Annotated in this window: 21 protein-coding genes and 1 tRNA gene; 13 read left to right on the top strand and 9 right to left on the bottom strand. The window is 40.9% G+C overall.

Going from position 1 to position 21,217, the window contains the following annotated elements:
* The first annotated feature begins 3 nt into the window (after nucleotides 1–3).
* Genes B5X60_RS17235 through gnd form a run of 4 tightly spaced genes read left to right on the top strand, consistent with a single transcriptional unit; the run spans nucleotide 4 to nucleotide 4,563 of the window.
* A complete protein-coding gene (locus B5X60_RS17235) occupies nucleotides 4–870 on the top strand; it encodes a sugar phosphate isomerase/epimerase family protein (protein ID WP_079703983.1) in 867 nt (288 codons plus the stop codon).
* Between the two features lie 10 nt (nucleotides 871–880).
* The gene (locus B5X60_RS17230; protein WP_079703982.1) at nucleotides 881–2,368 is read left to right on the top strand and encodes a gluconokinase; all 1,488 of its coding nucleotides are present in this window, start codon (nucleotides 881–883) and stop codon (nucleotides 2,366–2,368) included.
* A 2-nt stretch (nucleotides 2,369–2,370) separates the two neighbouring features.
* Nucleotides 2,371–3,660: a gluconate:H+ symporter gene (locus tag B5X60_RS17225; RefSeq protein ID WP_079703981.1), complete on the top strand. Its 1,290-nt coding sequence runs from the start codon at nucleotides 2,371–2,373 to the stop codon at nucleotides 3,658–3,660.
* Between the two features lie 6 nt (nucleotides 3,661–3,666).
* On the top strand, nucleotides 3,667–4,563 hold the full coding sequence (gene gnd, locus B5X60_RS17220) for a phosphogluconate dehydrogenase (NAD(+)-dependent, decarboxylating) (protein ID WP_079703980.1): 897 nt from the start codon (nucleotides 3,667–3,669) through the stop codon (nucleotides 4,561–4,563).
* Here the strand turns inward: gnd and B5X60_RS17215 are convergent.
* Nucleotides 4,456–5,667, bottom strand: coding sequence for a triple tyrosine motif-containing protein (locus B5X60_RS17215; protein WP_079703979.1), 1,212 nt, complete (start codon nucleotides 5,665–5,667; stop codon nucleotides 4,456–4,458). The two genes, gnd and B5X60_RS17215, sit on opposite strands and share 108 nt — an antisense overlap.
* Before the next feature lie 257 nt (nucleotides 5,668–5,924).
* Between B5X60_RS17215 and B5X60_RS17210 the strand changes: the two genes are divergently transcribed.
* Nucleotides 5,925–6,104 (top strand): histone H1, encoded by a 180-nt coding sequence (locus tag B5X60_RS17210; RefSeq protein WP_079704025.1) that lies wholly within the window; start codon nucleotides 5,925–5,927, stop codon nucleotides 6,102–6,104.
* Between the two features lie 170 nt (nucleotides 6,105–6,274).
* On the top strand, nucleotides 6,275–7,240 hold the full coding sequence (locus tag B5X60_RS17205; RefSeq protein ID WP_079703978.1) for a GlxA family transcriptional regulator: 966 nt from the start codon (nucleotides 6,275–6,277) through the stop codon (nucleotides 7,238–7,240).
* Nucleotides 7,241–7,246: 6 nt separating this feature from the next.
* Here B5X60_RS17205 and B5X60_RS17200 read toward each other — a convergent pair whose 3' ends face one another.
* From B5X60_RS17200 to B5X60_RS17180, 5 genes are all read right to left on the bottom strand, one after another.
* Nucleotides 7,247–8,155, bottom strand: coding sequence for a hypothetical protein (locus tag B5X60_RS17200; RefSeq protein WP_139377519.1), 909 nt, complete (start codon nucleotides 8,153–8,155; stop codon nucleotides 7,247–7,249).
* A 100-nt stretch (nucleotides 8,156–8,255) separates the two neighbouring features.
* Nucleotides 8,256–8,711: a nuclear transport factor 2 family protein gene (locus B5X60_RS17195; protein WP_079703976.1), complete on the bottom strand. Its 456-nt coding sequence runs from the start codon at nucleotides 8,709–8,711 to the stop codon at nucleotides 8,256–8,258.
* 397 nt (nucleotides 8,712–9,108) lie between these two features.
* Nucleotides 9,109–9,699 carry a DUF4136 domain-containing protein gene (locus B5X60_RS17190; RefSeq protein ID WP_079703975.1) on the bottom strand — a complete coding sequence of 197 codons (591 nt, stop codon included), beginning with the start codon at nucleotides 9,697–9,699 and terminating at the stop codon, nucleotides 9,109–9,111.
* Between the two features lie 221 nt (nucleotides 9,700–9,920).
* Nucleotides 9,921–10,790 (bottom strand): helix-turn-helix transcriptional regulator, encoded by an 870-nt coding sequence (locus tag B5X60_RS17185; RefSeq protein ID WP_079703974.1) that lies wholly within the window; start codon nucleotides 10,788–10,790, stop codon nucleotides 9,921–9,923.
* A gap of 11 nt (nucleotides 10,791–10,801) precedes the next feature.
* The gene (locus tag B5X60_RS17180) at nucleotides 10,802–11,233 is read right to left on the bottom strand and encodes a hypothetical protein (RefSeq protein WP_079703973.1); all 432 of its coding nucleotides are present in this window, start codon (nucleotides 11,231–11,233) and stop codon (nucleotides 10,802–10,804) included.
* Between the two features lie 437 nt (nucleotides 11,234–11,670).
* On the opposite strand from B5X60_RS17180, the gene B5X60_RS17175 reads away from it, so the two are divergent.
* The 7 genes from B5X60_RS17175 (at nucleotide 11,671) to B5X60_RS17145 (ending at nucleotide 17,414) form a co-directional block, all read left to right on the top strand.
* Nucleotides 11,671–12,051 (top strand): SRPBCC domain-containing protein, encoded by a 381-nt coding sequence (locus B5X60_RS17175; protein WP_079703972.1) that lies wholly within the window; start codon nucleotides 11,671–11,673, stop codon nucleotides 12,049–12,051.
* Nucleotides 12,052–12,062: 11 nt separating this feature from the next.
* The gene (locus B5X60_RS17170) at nucleotides 12,063–12,845 is read left to right on the top strand and encodes an ABC transporter substrate-binding protein (RefSeq protein ID WP_221406273.1); all 783 of its coding nucleotides are present in this window, start codon (nucleotides 12,063–12,065) and stop codon (nucleotides 12,843–12,845) included.
* A 129-nt stretch (nucleotides 12,846–12,974) separates the two neighbouring features.
* Nucleotides 12,975–13,056, top strand: a tRNA-Leu gene (locus tag B5X60_RS17165).
* Nucleotides 13,057–13,123: 67 nt separating this feature from the next.
* Nucleotides 13,124–14,470, top strand: a complete 1,347-nt coding sequence (tig, locus tag B5X60_RS17160) for a trigger factor (protein ID WP_079703970.1) — start codon at nucleotides 13,124–13,126, stop codon at nucleotides 14,468–14,470.
* A gap of 92 nt (nucleotides 14,471–14,562) precedes the next feature.
* Nucleotides 14,563–15,264, top strand: a complete 702-nt coding sequence (gene clpP, locus B5X60_RS17155) for an ATP-dependent Clp endopeptidase proteolytic subunit ClpP (protein WP_079703969.1) — start codon at nucleotides 14,563–14,565, stop codon at nucleotides 15,262–15,264.
* Entirely contained in the window at nucleotides 15,264–16,502 is a 1,239-nt protein-coding gene (clpX, locus tag B5X60_RS17150; RefSeq protein ID WP_079703968.1) for an ATP-dependent Clp protease ATP-binding subunit ClpX, read from the top strand. The genes clpP and clpX overlap by 1 nt, the downstream gene beginning before the upstream one ends.
* Nucleotides 16,503–16,547: 45 nt before the next feature.
* Nucleotides 16,548–17,414, top strand: a complete 867-nt coding sequence (locus B5X60_RS17145; protein ID WP_079703967.1) for an AMP nucleosidase — start codon at nucleotides 16,548–16,550, stop codon at nucleotides 17,412–17,414.
* A gap of 21 nt (nucleotides 17,415–17,435) precedes the next feature.
* Here the strand turns inward: B5X60_RS17145 and B5X60_RS17140 are convergent, their stop codons facing one another.
* From B5X60_RS17140 to B5X60_RS17130, 3 genes are read right to left on the bottom strand one after another with little or no spacing between them, the layout of a single operon-like run.
* Nucleotides 17,436–18,680, bottom strand: a complete 1,245-nt coding sequence (locus tag B5X60_RS17140) for a DUF5009 domain-containing protein (protein ID WP_079703966.1) — start codon at nucleotides 18,678–18,680, stop codon at nucleotides 17,436–17,438.
* Between the two features lie 27 nt (nucleotides 18,681–18,707).
* Nucleotides 18,708–20,018, bottom strand: a complete 1,311-nt coding sequence (locus B5X60_RS17135; protein WP_079703965.1) for a polysaccharide deacetylase family protein — start codon at nucleotides 20,016–20,018, stop codon at nucleotides 18,708–18,710.
* Nucleotides 20,015–21,154, bottom strand: a complete 1,140-nt coding sequence (locus tag B5X60_RS17130; RefSeq protein ID WP_079703964.1) for a family 20 glycosylhydrolase — start codon at nucleotides 21,152–21,154, stop codon at nucleotides 20,015–20,017. The genes B5X60_RS17135 and B5X60_RS17130 overlap by 4 nt, the downstream gene beginning before the upstream one ends.
* Nucleotides 21,155–21,217 lie beyond the last annotated feature (63 nt).

Here is a 21,217-nt window from a genome sequence, read left to right as displayed (position 1 = left end):
TCTATGAGTAACAGAAGAATATTCCTCCAGCAGGCAGCATTAATCGGTGCGGGAGTGCTGGCAAATCCGGTAGATCTCTTTAGTAAGCCCAATCAAAAGGTTGGATTGCAGTTATATACCCTCCGGGATCAAATTTCGAAAGATGTGCACGGCGTGATTGCCAAAGTTGCTGACATTGGCTTTCGTGAAGTGGAAACCTATGGTTATTCTCTTAAGGGTGGATTCTGGGGCCTTAACATTAAAGAGTTTAAATCTCTGTTAAAAAGCCATGGCCTTAAATCGCCCAGCGGGCATTACAATTTTGATCCATACCTCGGAAATAACAATCTTGATAGCCTGAAAGAGAACATTGAAGCCGCTCAGGGAATTGGCCAGAAGTATCTTACAGTACCGTATTTGAGCGAACCCTTACGCAAGAATCTTGACAGTTACAAAGTTTTGGCTGCAAAGCTGAATCAGGCAGCAATACTTGCCAGAAAGGCCGGGCTTCAATTGGTGTATCATAATCATGATTTTGAATTCAAAGACTTTAATGGCACTACGGGTTATGACATCCTGCTGCGTGAGACTGACCCGTCAGACCTCAAGTTCGAACTGGATATTTACTGGACAGTAAAAGCTGGAAAGGATCCTATCGCATTATTTGAGCAGAGCCCCGGAAGATACGTGATGTGGCATGTGAAGGATATGGACAAGACAGACAAATCCTACACAGAGGTTGGATCCGGAACGATAGACTATAAACAGATATTTGCAAAAGCGAAGTTATCGGGAATGAAGCATTTCTTTGTCGAGCAGGATGTGATTAAAATAGATCATTTTCAGAGCATAACCAGGAGCTTTCAGCATGTTAAAGGCAATATTCTGTAGCGGGCTGTAGATGGAATACGTTCTGGGTATTGATATTGGCACCGGTAGCACAAAAGCTGTTGCCGTAGATTTTTATTCACAATCCATTGCTGTTTCCCAACATCATTATCAAACGTATTCACCCCGTTCCGGAACCAGTGAGCAAGACCCTGAACTTATTTGGCAGGCTTTACAGGCTTGTCTTATAGAAGTACATAGTAAATTGAAATGCTGTCCTGCAGCGATATGTTTCAGCAGTGCTATGCACAGTCTAATTCCTGTCGACAAGCAGGGAAAGAAGCTCATGAATATGATAACATGGGCGGATAGTAGAAGCGATTATGTTGCGACCAGACTAAAAGCCTCGCCTGGAGCAATACGCATGTATGAGTCATCAGGTATGCCATTGCATGCAATGTCGCCCTTATGTAAGATTATATGGCTTAAAGAAAATATGCCTGATGTCTTCGACGCGGCCCATAAATTCATTTCAATAAAAGAGTTTATTTGGTTCAGATTATTCGGCGAATATGTTGTAGATCATTCAATCGCTTGCGCTACCGGGATGCTCGATTTGTTGTCAAGGACCTGGAATAAAGATTTATTAGCTCTAGCAGGTATTACAGAGGATCGGTTATCAAGGCCGGTAAGTACAACCTATACCAGAAGCGGAGCGCAATTCCTGCCGGCAATACTGGAGGAAGGGACGCCTTTCGTGATTGGGGCAAGTGACGGGTGTTTGGCAAACCTTGGAAGTTTTGCAATTCAACGAGGAGTCGCTGCGGTGACAATTGGTACTAGTGGGGCTGTGAGAATCTCTAGCGAAAAGCCGATTTTTAACAGAGAAGCATTCACCTTTAGTTATTGCCTGGACGAGGATACTTTCATATGCGGCGGGCCGGTCAATAATGGCGGGAATGTGTTGCAATGGTTAGTGACAAATTTCTTAGGGAAAATTGCCAATCTGGATACTTTTGAAGAAGTTTTTATGATGGCTGATGGAATTTCTCCCGGTTCAGAAGGATTACTTTTTTTGCCATACATAAATGGTGAACGCGCGCCTGTTTGGGATTCAAACAGCTCAGGTGCTTTTGTAGGGGTCCGTTCTATTCATACACAGGCACACTTTTGCAGGGCGGTCCTGGAAGGTGTATGTTTTGCTTTATTTGAAGTTCTGCAGGCGGTCGAATCAAAATCACAAGAGATCAGGCAGATAAACGTTAGCGGAGGTTTCGTTAATTCCAGGCTTTGGATGCACCTGCTGGCTGATATTACTGGCAAGGATTTAATTCTCAAGCAAACGGAAGACGCTTCAGCTAACGGAGCGGCATTTATGGCAATGAAGGTGCTTGGCTTGAATGGCGGAAAATACCCGGCCGAAGCTGAAAATGCCGAGGAAGTTATCATTAAATCTGATCCTGAAAAACATAAATTATATAGTAAGAACTTCGCTGTATATAAAAGTTTATATCTAGGTTTAAAAGATAGCATGCACCAATTAAACAATATCAGTTACTGATCATGTCACTACTTATTGTCCTTTTCGGGCTCATTCTTTTGCTGGTCCTTATTGTCAGGAAGCTAAGCCCAATGATAGCCTTGTTGCTAGTCTCCATCATAACCGGCTTATTACTAGGGATGCCTGTTGCTAAAGTTATGACTACAATAGGGGCCGGAATAGGCGGTACGTTGGGGAGCATGGTTATGGTTCTCGCCCTAGGAGCAATGATGGGGAAATTGATTGAGGATACGGGGGCGGCAAAAAAGATCGTCTTTATATTGATTCGGTTCTTTGGATATAAAAATATCCAGTGGGCAATCTTGCTTACCGGTCTCCTGGTGGGAATTCCATTGTTCTATAATGCCGGATTTGTTGTGCTTGTACCCTTAGTTTTTGCGATTGCTTCCGCTACCCGATTGCCGCTATTATATCTCGCCTTGCCAATGGCTGCCTCTTTGTCTGTTACACATGGTTTTCTCCCTCCACATCCAGGACCGATTGCTCTGGCATCGATATTCAAAGCGGATGTGGGATATATTCTTATTTATGGATTGATATTAAGCGTTCCAATAGCCATTGCTGGCGGGATTATATTTCCGCGACTTATTCTAAAAAGCAATATGGGAGATATCCCAAGTGAATTCAATCCCGAAGGAGAGGAATTGCTTCCCTCTGGTTTAAGAAGTTTCACTACGGCATTACTTCCGGTAGTGCTGATCATCATAGGGACTATTGGTACAAATTTCCTATCAGCAGGAGCTGCTAAGCCACTGTTTGTTTTTTTGTCAGATCCGACAGTTGCGTTGCTCATAGCTGTTCTTGTAACAATTATTGTTCAAAGAATTCCGATAACGAAAGCTATGGATTCCTGTACAGAAGGGGTAAAAAGCATCGCAATGATAATTTTGATCATAGCAGCCGGAGGTGCATTTAAACAGGTGCTGATAGACAGTGGTGTCGGCGATACGGTAAAAAGCATGTCTGCTTCGCTGGAACTGTCACCGCTATTTCTCGCATGGCTAATCACAGCACTTCTAAGAGTCACATTGGGATCGGCAACGGTTGCTGGTCTAACAGCTTCAGGGATCGTTTTGCCCCTGGTAGGAGAGGGCGTGTCACCTGAACTTATGGTATTGTCTGTAGGAGCAGGGAGTCTGATGTTTTCTCATGTTAATGATACAGGATTCTGGATGTTTAAAGAGTATTTCAATCTGACTTTGAAGCAAACATTCGGCACCTGGACGATTATGGAAAGTATTGTTTCCCTTCTTGGGTTGGCAGGCGTTTTAATAATAAATCAATTTATATAAAATAAAATGAAGATCGGACTTATAGGCCTGGGCAAGATGGGGTATAACCTGGCACTCAACCTGAAAAGGAACGGACATGACGTAATTGGTTATGATGTAAATCAGGCTATTATGGAGAGTATAAATACAGACGGGGTTGAAACTGCAAGCTCTCTCTCTGATCTTGTAGGTAAGCTTGGTGCAAACCGGGTCATTTGGATGATGATTCCTTCTGGTGAGTTTGTGGAGTCGGCATTATCAGACTTAAAGCCATTATTAATAAAGGGCGATATAATTGTTGAGGGAGGTAATTCTAACTATAAAGATTCAATAAGGAGATCTGGAGAATGGGAGCCTTTAGGTGTTCATTATCTCGACTGCGGAACGAGCGGTGGTACGGAGGGGGCACTGAATGGCATATGTGCCATGATAGGGGGCAGCAAGGAAGGATTTGAAAGGATTGAATCCGTGATCAAAGACATTTCTCAGCCGGGTGCATATCTACATTGCGGCCCTGCCGGATCGGGTCATTATGTTAAAATGATCCATAACGGTATAGAGTATGGTATGATGCAGGCCATAGCCGAGGGCTTTGAGATGCTTCAGAAAAGCGATATGGACCTTGATCTTGCAAAGATCGCAGGACTTTGGAATCAGGGCTCTGTAGTACGAAGCTGGCTCATGGAACTTACCGAACGGGCACTGACAAAGGAGCCCGATCTCGCTTCAATTAAGGGCATTATGAATTCTTCTGGCGAAGGCAAATGGACACTCGAAACTGCACTTGAAAAGCAAATTGCTACACCTGTTATTGCTTTATCCCTTATTATGCGCTATCGATCCCTTGAAGATGATTCCTTCGCTGGAAAAATCGTAGCCGCCCTGCGTAATGAATTTGGCGGTCATGCTCTTGTTAAAAAATGACAGGAACCTGGCCAGTTCGTCCGCTTGCTGGTCTGTTTCAGTGCTTTCCGTAGCCTTGGCCGGGAGATTTGAGTTGGAAATTTTATGCAGGAAATCAAATAAGTTGACGTCTTTGGAGATATTTAATTTCTTGCGAAGCCGGTATCGACTTACCTCAACACCTTTTACGGTGATATTCATCGATTGAGCGATTTCTTTGGAACTCAGGTTTAATTTCAGGTAAGCACATAGTTTAAGGTCGGTCGTGCTTAGTGCTGGATATTGCGACTTTAGCACCGACAGGAAATTTCGATGTACGTCATCAAAGTGTATCGAAAACTGCTCCCAATCGTGACGATTTTTTTCAGCATCAGTGAGCATCCGAAGGATAATCTTAAAATCGTTTGAGTCGGCAAGCTGCAGATTATTCTTCAAAGCTAAAGCCAATTCTTCCCGCACCCGGGATAATAACTTTCCGCGCTCAACAAGGTGCATTGTAACCGTGGCAAGTTCTTTATTTTTCGTGTTTACCTCAACAACAAGTTCTTCTTTCTGCAGCGAGCTAATCACTTTATCAGTTTCAATGTGATAAAATTCCGGGTGTTCTGCTTTTATACCGGGATTTGCATGTTGGAGCCGTTGTTGAAATATCAGATAAAAGAGAATGCATAACGATGATAAAAATGCCAGAATAGCCCAGCTAGTCAGGTACCATGGAGTAGAAATAATAAAAGGAAAGGATAATTGCTGAACAATAGCACCAGAGGTATTTCGAATCTGAACTGATAGTTTATAGTTTCCGTTTGGCAAGCCCTCGTAGTCAGCATAGGGACTAGCTGACCATCGCGACCAGTTTTCATCGATGCCATTAAGTTTATGCGAATATTCAAAGTTCCCAATATTCTCAGGTTTGAACTCAAAATAAAGTGTTTTCCAATTATTCCCTAGTTTGACGGTTTTAGAGTTCTCTGAACAATCTAGTAAATATAAAAGGTCTGAATTCCGGGCTTTTACTCTGAGATTAATGTGGCTATTACCATCCTGAGCGCTAAAAGGGTGGGGTTTATTGCCTGCCAATAGCATGCATGGCAGAAAAAACGCATATATAGATAACCATAATTTCATCTCTTGAAAATAGGGGTTCGGTTTTTAAACTATTGTAAATTGATACTAAATATGCGATAATTCATTGATTTCAAGCGCTTAGTGTATAAAATATTACATATTATAACAGTAATCGGCCTGTAATACAATTTCTTCAGTCCATCAGATATGGAAAATAATTAAATCGCAATGAAAAATAATTGAAAAAGGATTTGGCAATACCTGTAAATAATTTAGATTTGTTAAACCTTAATCAAATTATTAAAAAAGAAAAAACAATGGATAAGTTTACAAAAATGAAAGACCTGTTCGCTTCTGTTGAGGCTGACGCTAATAAATTCTACAATTCAGGCAACAGCGCAGCTGGAACTCGTGTTCGTAAAGGTATGCAGGATCTTAAAAACCTTGCTCAGGAGATCAGAACTGAAGTAACTGCGAAAAAAAATAGCGGTAAATAATATACCCTTTTTCAGATATTAAAAGCCCGCCCAATTAAATGGAGCGGGCTTTTTTTTGAATTAAACATGACCACTTAAGTTAAGAAATCTAGGTCTTATCCAAAAAATCTCCGATAGGGGTCATTTAAGACAAAAAATGCTATTTTTACTTTACATCAACCCTGTTGCTCATGGTTAAATTAGGCATCATTCTTACGAAGCATTATCGGTTATTAAGTGTAGCTGCAATCCTCGACATTTTTGAGAGTGTAAACAGTATATACCGCAAGGAGGATAAAGGGAATCCATTCCTGATTACGATGATCTCTTCCGATGAGTCTGCACGAGACACTGCGTTCTCGAAATACCCCGTTTCTTCGCTTGAACGGGCGGAGCATATGGATCTTTTATTAATTCCTGCGTTTTCAACTGAAAACATCAAAAATGCCATTCACGAAAATGAAAAGTTTATTCCATGGTTAAAGGCTCGTTTCGAAGCAGGAACTGAAATTGCAACATTTTGTACCGGGGCCTTTCTGCTTGGTGCCACGGGCATGTTAAATGGACGTCATGCGACAACCCATATAGACGCTTGCGAGGCTTTTAGCCTCAATTTTCCTGATGTGCGATTGCTGCGTGATAAAGTAGTAACCGGTGATAATGGTTTATTTACAAGCGGTGGTGCAACATCAAGCTTTCACCTGCTGCTTCACTTAATTCAGGGTTATTGCGGCAAGGAGACTGCCATTAAAACGGCCAAATTGTTCGCAATTGATATGGATAGAGCTAATCAATCCTATTTCGGGACGTTTCAGCCGGCACAGGACCATAATGATGAGCTTGTTGCTATGGCTCAGCAAAAGATCGAAGCAGCCTATCATAACGCCTGTACAATTGAGGAAATTATTAAGGATGTACCTGCAAGCAGAAGAAATATTGCCAGAAGGTTTAAGCTGGTGACCGGCATTACACCAATAGAGTATCTACAAAAAACCCGAATTGAAGCCGCCAAGAAATTACTTGAGCAAACGAACCAACAGATGCTGGAAATTATGCTTAATTCAGGGTACAATGATCCTAAGGCTTTCCGAAAGATCTTTAGAAAAACTGTAGGGATGACACCCACGGGTTATCGTGCGAAATTCCAGGCTGCCTAAATTAGATTAAATCGGACCAAACGGGTCAGCTTTTTTGGTTTTCAGGTAATCTTTTTCCAAAAGCAAATCGATGGTTTTATTAACAAACCGTTGAAGATCTTCATGCTGGCCAAGTAAAATCTTATGGTCAGAAATAAACTGGTATAGTTCCATTATCAGGCGTTGCACAAGTTCTGTATTGCCGGTGGAAGAAATATCTTCACAGATAAAAATGACATGGCTTTTTATAACGGCTTCTATCTGAATTTTTCCCAGCATTTTAAAATAGATTCGCACGAGATCTATTTTGTTAAATTTCGTTCTGCTCTTTAAGCGCGTTTTAAAAAAGTGCAGGTCATCGGTATTACCTTCAGCCTGGAATATTTCAGCAATTGCTAGATCGAGATTTCCACTTGATCCTTCAGCGCGGAACTTTGCCATTTGGTAGGCTTTTTCTTTATCCAGCTTAAAAAGTCCCCGCAGTCCGGATGCAGATTCTTTAGAACTTTTTAGTAATGAGGTTGAAAAGAACAGGTCGTGATGTTCTGCGGCATTCATTCCGGAAAGCCTGTCCATAGCAAGTGCACGCACTTGAATTTTTTCGTCGTTCTTTGCTATATCGGCAAGGCAACTTTGAATTTCACGGTCGTTCACATTCTTAAAATCATAGTTTTGGAGCACATAAACTTTTACCTGCGAGCAGAAATCGTTTAAGGCATCGATAAATATACTTTCCGGGAAGGTAAATTTTCCAGAAACCCTAATGAGGTATTTTATGGCTTCTAATCTGCCTTGATAATTTTTCGAAGTGTAAAACTGATCGACGTATTGATCGGTCTCCGCCTGGCCATCATTTATCAGCATTTTTAAAAAGCCTCTCGTATATCTGCTGCTGTACCTCTCGGATCTGACGACATCTTTGTTGGAATTATTCATATAAAAGGAATGAGGTTTGCATCGTTTCTTATTTTAATAAAGGAGAGCCCTCGTAATAAAGTGATACGAGCGCTCTTTTTACTTTGCTACAAGCGATTTGTTATTCTTGTGTCAAAACTTTTGGAGACCCCGCTTCAGTGTAGAACTTATTGATGCGAGTAATTTTCCAGTTCTGATTTCTATCCAGTTCCAGCGTGAGGTAGTTTTCGATAACGAACCCTTCATATACGAAGTTTACTTTTGCTAAAACCATAGCGTCGCTGCTGGCAAGTACATCAACCACGGTAGAGCAGTTCTGCTTAATTCCCTGATTCTGGCGCATAAGCTTAATGATAGCAGCCTGACCCTGTGACATTACTTCACTTCCTTTTGAAAATTTCATGAGAGCATCATAACTAAGGATTTTCTCGAGCTTACTGGCGTCGGTATTTACATGACTTTCAGCGTAAGCGTCCAGTACATTTTTGGCCTCAGCAGAAGGTGGAGTATTTGCAAAAGTTGCGGTGGTTAGAACAGCACCCAGTACTGTACATAACAAGAAAGATTTAAGTTTCATAATGGTGTGATTTTATACCTCAAATGTCTGCTACAAAACATTGTTTTATATAGGCAGAAATCACCATTCGCGGTCTGTAACTTAAATGTTAGGAGGGTAAAATGTGTAAATTTAGCTTGGATTTGCGTCAAAGATTTTGACTTAAGTATGTGATAGTGAGGCTTTAAATAAATTTCAATTTATTTGAGTTGCTAGAACCGTGGAAAATTACCCATTGATCTCAAAATATACTTTGTTAAAATGTGTTAACGACATGCGAAATGTCATTTTATGATGGTCTTTTGGTCAATTATTTTGGATTTATGAGTCGTTATAAAACACGTGCAGATTTCTGCTAAAAACGCAAAAAAGCCCGCCGTAAAAATTCACGACGGGCTAATCACACACACACACTATCTTATGTTGCCGGGAACTTGCCGAAGATTTTTTCAATAACTTCGGGTATATCTTCTACGGCTTTTTCAGGATCGTTAACCTGTCCTTTTCCCCAGCCTCTCCAGATCACTTTTGAAGTTGCTCTGTCGATAAGGTCAATCATTACACTGCCTTCTTCGAAATTTTCTTTTCGCATTTCCGACCCCACATATACAGGAAAGGGGTTAACAAATTGGTAGTAATAATAACGTCTCCCTCCTGAATAAGCTACTCTAGGGACATAATAGGAGGGTGCTCGATAATAGACCGGATTGCTGGTCGTTCTCGTTTTGTCATCCACAACGGCTGTGTATTTAATAAGCAGGTCAGGCTGCTCATTATTTAACTCCAGCCCTTTTTTACTTAATGCCTGACTTGTCGCTTCAATTATCCTTTCCTCAGCAATGCTATTGTCAAATATGCCGTTTCCTTTAGCGTCTTTTGACGGAAGCCAGGCAAAGGTGCGATATTTAGAGAAATCAGTTTTGTCGCTCTTGTATGAATAATAATTGTATGGTGAACAAGCTCCAAGCATAATAGTGCTCAAAGCAAATAATAACATCAACTTTTTCATAATCTCCTTCTTTTATTTTGTTATTACACATATAACGCATATAATATACTTACTTGTGTATGTTATAAGTAAGTTACACTAGGCTTACGTTACCGTGATAATTGAAGGAAATGAAAGTAAATTCCTGGTTATAGTAAGGAGTTAATTTGGAGAAATGAAGTGGAGAGGATTGATTGCATTTAAATTCGAATACATGTCGATAAAATTCATGATATCCGAACCTAACTATACATTCTAAATTTGCCAGGTGTGATATTGTTCATGCTTTTGAAAAGCCTGATGAAGGAGCTCGGGCATTCGAAGCCAATTATTTCCACTATTTCGTTGATGGTGTAGTTAGTGTTTCTTAGAAAATATTTTGCCCGGTCAATTTTGGTTTTTATTAGAAATTGATGCGGTGATTGTCCGTAGGCTTGTTTGAATGTCCGGAGTAAATGATTTACTGATAAACAAGCGTGTCGTGCAATATCCTCCAAATCGATGCCTTTATTGTAATTGCTTATAATAAATTCTTTGGCAAGAGTCAATCTTTTAAGGATCTCGACTTTGGTGCTGCTATTCAAGAAGTTTAATTTTTCGGATTTATCAACAACTTCTTTATTGTACACTTTATAATAATTTATCAGGCAATGATGCAGGTATTCGTTTATAAGAAGGTCATCTGGAGTGCCTTTTTCTAAATGATCTTTGAGATGCATGATGTTGTACTTCATGTCGCCAGAGAAAGGGTATATCGTTTCCATAAAAGAGAATTCCGGGTGGTCCCCATCCTGGAAAGGTTCGTCAAGCAAATCTGCGTGATTATATTTCTGCACTCTGTCAAAATCCTGAAGAAATGATGGAGAAAATGAAATAGATAGATTATTAACCGGTACAGATGAATCGATCTCACTTGAGTACGACGTGCCATTCTTGATCACCAGAAAGCTCTCCGGATATAGATTTAACTGACGTTTACCTAGTTGAAATGTTCTATGACCACTAAATACAGTCTTGATCGAGAAATCACTCTTATGTTCAGGATAGTAGGCCTGCTGTACAGTTTCGCTGGAGATCCTGTTTTCATTCTTAAGCACTCGTAGAAATTTCATATAGGCGTAGATTAGGATTCGTTGTAATATCGTTCTTCAAGTAGGGTATAATGATTGTCGTGGTCATCTATAAATTTCACCTGAAGGCCACAATTACTGTACTCCGGACGGTTTACAAACTCTACACCCAGCATTATATATTTATGATAGTCACGAAGGCAGTCGTCGGTGTGGAATATGATATTTTCAGAACTTGTTCCAGGCTTTGTGATATTCAGTTCCACACTAACTTTATTTCGATTTGTCGTTAAAAGGATGTACTGGTCCTGGTTTTCTACATAATTAAAGTCTTCCAGCATGACATATCCCATTTTAAGGGTTACAAAACGTAAAGCGGTGTTGAGTTTGTTGGTCAAGGCTGGATTACAGCTAATTTTAAGTGATATGGTTTTCGGTTGCAGTATTTCAGCTTGTTCGTTGTCGTTATAGAATTCGCTTAACATAATTGCTATCGGTTTTGATGTCTTTTTTGGTAGAAAATTAATTCATGTCTGGTAATTATCAATCACATCGCTTCAACTTCGAGTATAGGACGAGATGTTTTATGAAATGTTGCTGGAAATTTTAAAAAAAGTGATTTTCGCATACTTTTGTTAAAAACATTCACACGCATTTGATTTTTGTACTTGTAAGGTGTATTCTGAATCAAATCCAACATAATTTCCCAACGACTAAGTAATGCCCCAGCTATTAAGGCAATGTTACCCCTGAAATAATTAATAGCATACAAAATGTGACGGGAAGCTTTAAAAATGTGACGGATGAATTGAAATCGAATCCTTCAAGCCGATGTACGTCCTTTTATGTTAAATTTGCGCTGTCTACTATCTTCTTTCCAACCAGTTTAATTGGACTGCGGTAATAGCAAAAAGGAAGTCTGATGAAAAATTACAAAAACTATTACCTCGTACAGGCACCACCCGAGGATGTTTATCTGGCGCTAACTAATCCCCTGACCATTTCATTGTGGACTGGCGCGGAAGCAATAATGAGCACGGAACCTGGTTCAGAGTTTTCACTTTGGGATGACAGCATCGCAGGAAAAAATCTGGAGTTTATCGAAAATAAGAAGATTGTACAGCAATGGTATTTTGGTGACCAGCCCGAAGCATCCATTGTTACATTTATTCTCCACCCCGATAAAAATGGAACATCGGTAGAATTAAGACATACAAATATTCCTGATTCTGACATAGATGATATGATAGAAGGCTGGAATCTCAATTATTTTGGTTCACTGCAGGACTTCTACGAGGAATAGAAATGCCTTTGATGCAAGTTGAAGACCAAATGGGGAGGCTAGTCTGCGTTAAGGACCCCCCTAAGCGCATAATTTCACTTGTTCCATCTCAGACAGAACTCCTCTTCGATCTTGGGCTGGATGAAGAAATAATAGGAATTACAAAATTTTGCATTCATCCTGCGAGTAGGTTTAAGTCGACCACAAAGATAGGCGGCACGAAAAAGCTAAATTTTCCAGCAATAAGGGAACTGAAGCCCGATCTTATCATTGGCAATAAGGAAGAAAATGAAAAGCTACAGATTGAAGAGCTGATGAACGAATTTCCCGTTTGGATGAGTGACATTTCAACGCTTGAAGATGCTCTTGAAATGATTACTCAATTGGGAAGCATCACGGGGAAATCACACCGTGCCAATTCAATTTGCAGCGAAATTCTGGCCGGATTCAATTCTTTAAGGGATGACAATATAGTCGGCAAGTCAGTTGCATACTTTATATGGAAAGACCCCTTCATGATTGCCGGCAAAGACACATTCATAGACAGCATTTTGAAACATGCTGGTTTCGAAAACTTTTCACAGGAAATGAGGTACCCCGAGCTAACGCTGCAACAGCTTAAAGAAGCAAAGCCGGATATTATAATGCTTTCATCAGAGCCGTATCCTTTTAAAGATGTGCACGTTAGCGAAATGCAAGGAATTTGCCCTGGTGCCGAAGTGCTTATTGTCGATGGTGAGATGTTCTCCTGGTATGGTAGCCGCCTGCTTCATACAAGCTCTTATTTGAAAACTCTTAAGGGACTTCTAAAATAAATTATTGAAAGAATTAACTGATTAGATTTTGTACTTATCGGGAAAAACGTTATTTTTGCCGACCGAAATATCTGATAAATGGCTGTTCTCAGCACGTTAAAATTTGTTTCGAACATAAATCCTAAATATGCGGATGTGGCGTAATTGGTAGCCGCACCAGACTTAGGATCTGGCGCTTCACGGCGTGGGGGTTCGAGTCCCTTCATCCGCACTGATTAATTCCCCGGTTACAAAACCGGGGAATTTTTGTATAAAAAGAAACGATAAAATCTCATAAAATGAACATTACACAGGACAAAATTGACAATCTGAATTCTGTACTAACGGTAAAGATTAATCCTGACGATTACAAAGAGCGCGTAGAGAAGGCGATAAAAACACAAGCAAAGAAGGCACAACTGCCGGGATTTCGTAAAGGAATGGTTCCTGCATCTCACATTAAAAAAATGTATGGAAAGAATATTTTGGTTGATGAAATCAACAATATCCTGAACGACACCCTTAATAATTACATCACTGAAAATAAGCTGGAAGTTTTGGGGCAACCCCTGCCTAAGATCGATGACAGCAAAGAATTCAATTGGGACTTCACTGACGAATTTGAATTCATTTATGAACTAGGCCTGGCTCCTGAGTTTAATCTTGATTTCTCATCCAAAGACAAAATCACTTATTATAAAGTTAAAGTTGACGAAGAGACATTGGCGTCAAGAATCACGAATCTTCGCAAATCTTATGGCAAAATGTCAAATCCTGACGTATCGGCAGACGAAGATGTTTTGTACGCAGATTTGAAGCAGCTTTCTGCTGATGGTTCTGTTTTTGAAGAGGGAATTAGCAATACTGCATCTATTCGTTTGGATCAGGTGACCGATGACAAGATCAAAAAATCATTGGTCGGTTTGAAGAAGGATGATGTAGTTGAGCTGGATCTTCAGAAAGCGTTTGATGGTAATGCAACTATTATAGCGAAGCTTTTGAATATTTCTGAAGAAGATGCGCAAGACCTGAAATCCAAATTCCAGGTAACAGTTAAGAATATTAACCGTTTAGAGGAAGGAGATCTTAATCAGGAGTTCTTTGATAAACTATTTGGTGCTGATGTTGTAAAAACAGAGGAAGAATTCAGGAACAAGATCAGGGAAGAACTTGAATCAATGATGGTTCAGAATGCAGACCAAAAGCTTCAGGCAGATATGTTGAAGTTTGGTTTGGATAAAGTTACGATGAACCTTCCTGATGAATTTTTAAAGCGCTGGTTGAAGGCAACAAACGAAAAGCTAAGTGATGAGGAGTTGGCACAAGGTTATGATGACTTTGCCCGAAACCTGAGATGGACACTTATCGAGAACCGCATCATCAAGGATAATAAACTTGAGATTAAATATGATCAGGTTTTTGAAACAGCTAAAAAGCGTTTGGATGCACAGTTCAGAATGTACAGCCCGCAGCCACTTTCAGAAGAACAATTGGGTCAGTATACGGCTCAATTCTTGCAGGATAAAGAAAATGCGAATAGAATTTTTGAAGAAGTAAAAGCACAGCACGTATTTGATTATCTGAAGAGTGTAATCACTTTAGATACAAAAGAAATAGAGTACAATAAATTTTTAGAATTGAAATAGCCTATGATTTAAATGTGGGTTATTGAAGTCTAAAATTTTGAAATTCATTATAAATTACAAAATAACTCATACCTTAAATTATAATATTCAATATGAACATCGATAAAAACGAATTCCGGAAATACGCAGTAAAACACCATCGTATTGGCAGCCAACACGTAGATAGCTTCATTGGCCGCGTGAATAATGCTTCTTTACCAAGTGCGATGACACCTTATATCATTGAGGAGCGTCAGTTAAACGTAGCACAAATGGATGTGTTCTCACGTCTGATGATGGATCGTATAATTTTCCTTGGCGATGCGGTACATGAAGGTATTGCCAACATTATTCAGGCACAACTGTTATTTCTTCAGTCAACAGATAACAAAAGAGATATTCAGATTTATATTAACTCACCGGGTGGCTCTGTTTATGCAGGTCTTGGTATTTACGATACCATGCAGTATATCGCACCTGATGTTGCGACAATTTGCACCGGAATGGCTGCATCAATGGCAGCAGTATTGTTGTGCGCTGGTACTAAAGGGAAAAGAGCAGCGTTACCACATTCAAGGGTGATGATTCACCAGCCTTCAGGAGGTGCTCAAGGTGTTGCTTCAGATATGGAGATTAATCTGAGGGAAATGCTTAAATTGAAGAAAGAACTTTACGATATCATTGCCAAACATTCAGGCCAAACTTACGAATGGGTTGAGAAAGCTTCAGATCGTGATTATTGGATGATCGCTGACGAGGCAAAAGAATATGGTATGATTGATGAGGTGTTAGTTGGAACCGGAGATAAAAAATAATGAGTAAAGGAAATAAAGATATTAAGTGCTCCTTCTGCGGCTCAGGCAAGCAGGATACATTAATGTTGATAGCTGGGCTTGATGCACACATTTGTGATAAGTGCGTTGCGCAGGCTAATCAAATTTTGGCGGAAGAACTTAATGTCCGTAAAACAAAATCCACTCAAACGTTCGAAACTCTGTTAAAGCCGATTGAGATAAAAACCCATCTCGACCAATACGTTATCGGACAGGATCAGGCGAAGAAAATTTTGTCTGTAGCCGTTTACAACCACTATAAACGCCTTAATCAAAAGGTAGGCAAAGATGAGGTTGAGATTGAAAAATCCAACATAATTATGGTGGGTGAAACGGGAACAGGAAAAACTCTTTTAGCTAAGACCATTGCCCGGGTCTTAAACGTACCCTTCTGTATTTGTGATGCAACAGTTCTGACTGAAGCAGGCTATGTTGGCGAGGATGTTGAAAGTATTCTGACGCGATTATTGCAAGCTGCAGATTACGATGTTACAGCGGCTGAACGCGGAATAGTTTACATCGACGAGGTAGATAAAATCGCTCGTAAGAGCGATAATCCTTCTATTACCCGTGATGTATCAGGAGAAGGTGTTCAACAGGCCTTACTCAAAATCCTTGAGGGGACGATTGTAAATGTTCCGCCTCAGGGAGGAAGAAAACATCCGGATCAGAAAATGATCGCGGTAAATACTAATAACATCCTGTTTATCTGCGGTGGTGCTTTCGATGGTATCGAAAAGAAGATTGCCAACAGACTGCGGACGCAAACGGTAGGTTACAAGGTTGATAAGGAGGATTTAAATATAGACCTGAAAAATCTTTACAAGTATATCACTCCTCAGGATCTTAAATCCTTCGGACTTATACCTGAGCTTATCGGACGGTTACCAGTGATTACTCATTTAAATCCACTAGATAGAGAAACACTCCTGAATATTCTTACTGAGCCTAAAAACTCTCTGATCAAGCAATACAAAAAATTGTTTGAATATGAGAATGTAAAACTTGAGTTCGAGCAGGACGTGATGGAATTTGTGGTTGATAAAGCAATGGAATTTAAGCTGGGGGCCCGTGGTCTTCGCTCTATCTGTGAAGCCATAATGATCGATGCAATGTATGAAACTCCCTCGGGGAAGAACACGAAGGACCTGTTCATCACACTCGATTATGCAACGGACAAATTTGAAAAATCCGACCTCAAGAAATTAAAAGTAGCATAAAAGAGCCCCGCACCTGCGGGGTTCTTTGTTTAAAAGAAATTAATTATGAACGAAGAAAAAGACGTAAAAAAGGATCCTGTAGAAGGCGCAACTAAAACCAAAAAAATTAAGGAAGTAGAATCGCCCGTAAAGGCAGGTCTGAAGAACAAAGAAGATATTGTTAATAATTGGCTGCCACGATATACAGGTAGGCCATTAAGCGAGTTTACCGGGTTTATATTGCTTACCAACTTCTCGCGATACCTGAATTTATTTTCAGAATGGAATGATAACGCACCTATCGTGGGTCTGGATAAGCCAATGCAAAGTGTGGCTGCTAATGGCATCACTCTGATCAATTTTGGTATGGGAAGTCCTATGGCTGCTACAATGATGGATTTGTTAACTGCGATAAAACCTAAAGCAGTGTTATTCCTCGGCAAATGCGGAGGGTTAAAAAAGAACAATAGCATTGGTGACCTGATTCTTCCAATTGCAGCAATACGGGGAGAGGGGACATCAAATGATTATTTTCCGCCTGAAGTCCCGGCACTACCCTCATTTGCCCTTCAAAAAGCAATTTCCACAACTATACGCGATCATTCTCGTGATTACTGGACAGGAACCGTTTACACGACAAACAGACGTGTCTGGGAGCATGATAAAGTATTTAAAAAGTACCTGAAAAGCCTGCGGGCAATGGCAGTTGATATGGAGACCGCTACGATTTTTACGACAGGCTTTGCAAACAAGATTCCTACAGGGGCCCTACTTCTGGTTTCGGATCAGCCAATGATTCCTGAAGGTGTGAAAACAGCCGAGAGCGATTCAAAGGTGACAGAGCAATACGTTGAAACTCATTTGAGGGTTGGTATAGATTCACTAAAGCAGCTCAGCAATAATGGACTAACTGTGAAGCATCTAAAATTTTAACAGAGCTGGGTTTTCTTTATTCTAAAGTTTTAATTTAATGCCCGCCTTATTAAGCATTGATGTCAGGAGGACACAAAGCATGGCAAAAAGAAAAGACTTCAGTAAACCGACCCCGCCTGTGATGAGCCATTCAGGGTATTCGATATGTAACACTTTTCGCAGAATGAGCCCAATCAGGTAGGGCATAAGGTAACACAGTAAGGTGTCGGTGCCTGCAGGTTTGATGACCTTAAACCAGTGAGATTTTCCTTTAACATCGGAGATCCAGTAAATAATCACAAATGCGCCCAAAGTAAATGCGCTGCATAAAAACAGCCATGCTGGAGTGGCACCAAGCTTTGCCAGGCCCCAATAAGGACGCGTAAGTAAAGAAAGAAAGACCAGCACTACAATGGCGGCAGTGAAGATAATGGTCATAGACTTATTGTCTTTTCGTTCACGATAGTAAATGAAAGCCCAGGATGCAAGTACGCCGCCCATCGTCAGACCGGCCAAGGTACCACCGCTGATGGCACTTGGTATTAGTGATAGCGTGCCGCGAGGAAGCAGCTGAGCCTTCATTACCATGCTAAGAACACAGAAGAAAACCCAACCAATGAGTAAGGGAGCGAACCTGTTTTTTGCGAAAATTGTGATCAATGAGCTTGCCAGGTAAGCCCAGCCAATTAAACCCAAAATACCCCACCATTGCGGGGAGAACCGGTAGACTTCTTTTCCATCCTCGCCGCCGCCACGATATATGAATGCCAATACGACCAGCGTGATAATTCCGATTCCTTTTAGTATCAGCCAAAGTGCCTTTTTGTTGTCCTGCGGATAACTATTCCAAATCAATATAAACGACAGGCAGCACAATGGGTTCCAGAGGTAGCGGGGCATTCCCGTTGCGTCAGCGTTAAACGTTTCACCATTTACAAGAAAAACACCCATTACCAACAGTGCAATGGTGCGTAAGATAACATGGGTAACTAATTCCAAATCTGTATCTCCCTTTTTTCGCCGGTTATTAACGGCAAATGGCAGTGATAATCCAACTATAAAAAGAAAGGCCGGAAAAACAACATCTGCCAGTCCTATTCCGTCGACGCCCCTTTCGACATGACCTAGCCAGGCTGGTATATCCTTTAATGACCACAGGTCGTTTACAAAGATCATAAGGACCATTGTAAGAGCCCGAAGTATATCAATCGAAGCGATGCGCGGGACGAATCCTTGCTTTGGTGCTGAACTTATAGGAGAGTCTTCCAGGGTTTTTGTTTTGGTCATTAGTTTACGTTTAGGGATCTTAGCGGATTATATTTTTGAAAGAATTATTTGATCCGAATTTGGCACCGCGCGGTACAAAACAAAGCTTCCATTTCCATCCTGCTGAACTTTGTGGCGGGTGTTTTGCTTTCCCTGTTTAACTTGTATTTCTTTCCATCCGGCAGGTACATAAGTTTTTAAGGTCAAAGGGATATCATACATCATCTTATCCAGGCCATGTGTAAGTCTAACAGATACGCTGTTCTTTTTGGTGGTGGTTTTAATTTCAGCATTCATCCGTTCACGCATATACTTTGTAGCATCCGCAAACGTGGCGATCCAAAGGTCTTTATCCCTGGCTTTCATGTATTGGAAATACTCATCAAGGGCTTGGCTTGTAAGAGCCTCCCAACCAATTCCATCTACACCATGGATAACTAAAACTAACCAGATGTTATCCTTAACTGCAGTTGTATCAATCCACGATTTCATGAGTGGCATTGGCGTTTTGGTAGTTGCACCACGCTGCCATTGTACATATTCTTTTTTAAACAAGCCCGGATTTTTGCGGCTCGAACGATTCAACTCCTCCATGAAAGTTTCAGGCATCCGGTTTCGAAGCGCGGGATAAACTTTATGGGCATATTCCATTACCCGTTCGTTTTCCGTACCATAAGGACCCTCAGCAGAAAATGTATACCTGGATCCTAATTGTTTCAGGATATCTGCTTTGCTTTTTTCAAGCTCATACATCATGTTCAGCTCATCCAGTGCAGCCAGCCTGGGGTGAGTGACTGTATGACTTGCAAATTCATGACCCTGGGCAGCATAAGTTCGTATATCGTCCCATGTAACACCTCGTGCTTCGTCTACTTCATTGTTTGTTTTATTTCCGGATGTGAACTCACCTGCCCGGACTTTTTTATATAGATCGTCTATTATTTTGTAAGCCTCGGCCGGCCTGCCCGCATCAATTTGAGCACCTGCATTGGTATGATAATCTAAAGTTCCGCTAAAACCCAGAAAGCCAGCTGCCGATGATCGTTCATAGAAATTATCTTTGTTCGTCGCAATCGTGGCAGTCTCTTCAATGATTGTTTTAACGGGCCTTCCAATAAACCTGCCCTGGTAATCTGAACCGGGAATTTGTCCCGTGATGATAAAGAAAGTGGCGGGAATATTCATCCTGTTCATAATTGGCAATGCCTTTCTGAACTGATTTATGGATCCATCATCGTAAGTAATAGACACTGCACCTCGTTTTCCGTCCTGCCATTTGGTGATAGTTGTTTGCGCAATTGCACCGACCGATAGGAGCAGGGATGCCGTTGGTAGAATTAGGCTGCAAAGAATTTTCATGGCTTAAGTTCTAATTTGCCTATTTTATCGTACATAACTTTGAACGTATTCCAGGGTGTTTCATTCGGATCGACCGGACGGGTTCCGTCTGATGCAGCGGCTGTAACTGGAGTTCGTCCATAATATCCATTAAAAAATGGAACAGGCCCAGACCAGACCGTGTGCGCTACACCATAAAAATTAGGCTTAACTTCTTTAGTTGCATACTGACGTGACCGAATCATATCGTCAATCTGCACTAGCGCAACATTTGGTTTATCCCACGGGCAGCTTACCACTCTGAACCCTTTTAGCGCAAAATAGACAGCAGTTTGATTGGGGCGACCGTATTGCCAGTCGCAAATGATCACATCTTTCGGGATCATGTCGATGGCCTTATGAGTATTGTTTAAGCTTGCAGCCCACATTCCAATACCTGTAGTTTTTCCATCTATGAGACGGTCACCCCAAATCCAAAGCTCCTTACCACTTAGAGCCAGATGGTCACGGATCTTTCGCACCTCACCTGCAAACAATTCTGCTTTGTCTCTGCCCCCGCAGCGCGGACATTTGTCGTCTCCGATGTAAAATACTTCATCCATACCTGCATGGAATGCATTGGTTTCAAAGGCTTCTGTTATTTCGTCGACTAAAGCAAAAACAACTTTATGCACGCCGGGGTGAAGAGGACAATAGCTTTTACAGTACAGGCCATCGGGGTTGGGCCATTTGTAATCGGCTGGCATTTTCACTGATGGGGTTTCATCAAATTCCGGATAGACTTTTAACAGATTTTCTAGTTTGCCTGCCCAGGATTGGTGGCCTAACAAGTTGATCTGGGGTATAATTCGAATATTAAACTTTTTGGCCGCATTAACCAGTTTCCTAACGTCCGACCTGGAAAGTGCTGCCGAATCCCGGAGTTCAGGGTGGCTTTTAAACTGGTAGTTGTAATCAACCCTTAAAATAAGGGTATTTACTTTCTTTGGGCCCAATTCTTCTTCAATGAACTTTATAAAATCATTCAATCCGCTGGGCTTCGGCGCAGCAATTGCGAAACCCCGGATAGGCAAAAGTTCATCCAACTTTTCCTGAGCCCTTACATCGGAAAACGATATTGTTAAAAAAAGGGCGAATAGCATGAAGCTGTGTTTCATATTTCGACAGTATATAAGGCGTGAGCAGATAATTTTCCTGATAATCTCTTTAAGTTAAATGAT

It is taken from the genome of Daejeonella lutea, assembly GCF_900168015.1.
Classification (GTDB): Bacteria; Bacteroidota; Bacteroidia; order Sphingobacteriales; family Sphingobacteriaceae; genus Daejeonella; species Daejeonella lutea.
This window is presented reverse-complemented; position numbering and strand designations above follow the sequence as displayed.

Bases quoted from the DNA above. Each gene is read 5' to 3' on its own strand.
- clpX (WP_079703968.1), top strand. From the start codon at position 15,264: ATGAGTAAAGGAAATAAAGATATTAAGTGCTCCTTCTGCGGCTCAGGC.
- tig (WP_079703970.1), top strand. From the start codon at position 13,124: ATGAACATTACACAGGACAAAATTGACAATCTGAATTCTGTACTAACG.
- B5X60_RS17170 (WP_221406273.1), top strand. From the start codon at position 12,063: ATGCAAGTTGAAGACCAAATGGGGAGGCTAGTCTGCGTTAAGGACCCC.
- B5X60_RS17190 (WP_079703975.1), bottom strand. From the start codon at position 9,699: ATGAAAAAGTTGATGTTATTATTTGCTTTGAGCACTATTATGCTTGGA.
- B5X60_RS17135 (WP_079703965.1), bottom strand. From the start codon at position 20,018: ATGAAAATTCTTTGCAGCCTAATTCTACCAACGGCATCCCTGCTCCTA.
- B5X60_RS17230 (WP_079703982.1), top strand. From the start codon at position 881: ATGGAATACGTTCTGGGTATTGATATTGGCACCGGTAGCACAAAAGCT.
- B5X60_RS17140 (WP_079703966.1), bottom strand. From the start codon at position 18,680: ATGACCAAAACAAAAACCCTGGAAGACTCTCCTATAAGTTCAGCACCA.
- B5X60_RS17210 (WP_079704025.1), top strand. From the start codon at position 5,925: ATGGATAAGTTTACAAAAATGAAAGACCTGTTCGCTTCTGTTGAGGCT.
- B5X60_RS17175 (WP_079703972.1), top strand. From the start codon at position 11,671: ATGAAAAATTACAAAAACTATTACCTCGTACAGGCACCACCCGAGGAT.
- B5X60_RS17195 (WP_079703976.1), bottom strand. From the start codon at position 8,711: ATGAAACTTAAATCTTTCTTGTTATGTACAGTACTGGGTGCTGTTCTA.
- B5X60_RS17130 (WP_079703964.1), bottom strand. From the start codon at position 21,154: ATGAAACACAGCTTCATGCTATTCGCCCTTTTTTTAACAATATCGTTT.
- B5X60_RS17215 (WP_079703979.1), bottom strand. From the start codon at position 5,667: ATGAAATTATGGTTATCTATATATGCGTTTTTTCTGCCATGCATGCTA.
- B5X60_RS17205 (WP_079703978.1), top strand. From the start codon at position 6,275: ATGGTTAAATTAGGCATCATTCTTACGAAGCATTATCGGTTATTAAGT.
- B5X60_RS17200 (WP_139377519.1), bottom strand. From the start codon at position 8,155: ATGAATAATTCCAACAAAGATGTCGTCAGATCCGAGAGGTACAGCAGC.
- B5X60_RS17235 (WP_079703983.1), top strand. From the start codon at position 4: ATGAGTAACAGAAGAATATTCCTCCAGCAGGCAGCATTAATCGGTGCG.
- B5X60_RS17225 (WP_079703981.1), top strand. From the start codon at position 2,371: ATGTCACTACTTATTGTCCTTTTCGGGCTCATTCTTTTGCTGGTCCTT.
- clpP (WP_079703969.1), top strand. From the start codon at position 14,563: ATGAACATCGATAAAAACGAATTCCGGAAATACGCAGTAAAACACCAT.
- B5X60_RS17185 (WP_079703974.1), bottom strand. From the start codon at position 10,790: ATGAAATTTCTACGAGTGCTTAAGAATGAAAACAGGATCTCCAGCGAA.
- B5X60_RS17145 (WP_079703967.1), top strand. From the start codon at position 16,548: ATGAACGAAGAAAAAGACGTAAAAAAGGATCCTGTAGAAGGCGCAACT.
- gnd (WP_079703980.1), top strand. From the start codon at position 3,667: ATGAAGATCGGACTTATAGGCCTGGGCAAGATGGGGTATAACCTGGCA.
- B5X60_RS17180 (WP_079703973.1), bottom strand. From the start codon at position 11,233: ATGTTAAGCGAATTCTATAACGACAACGAACAAGCTGAAATACTGCAA.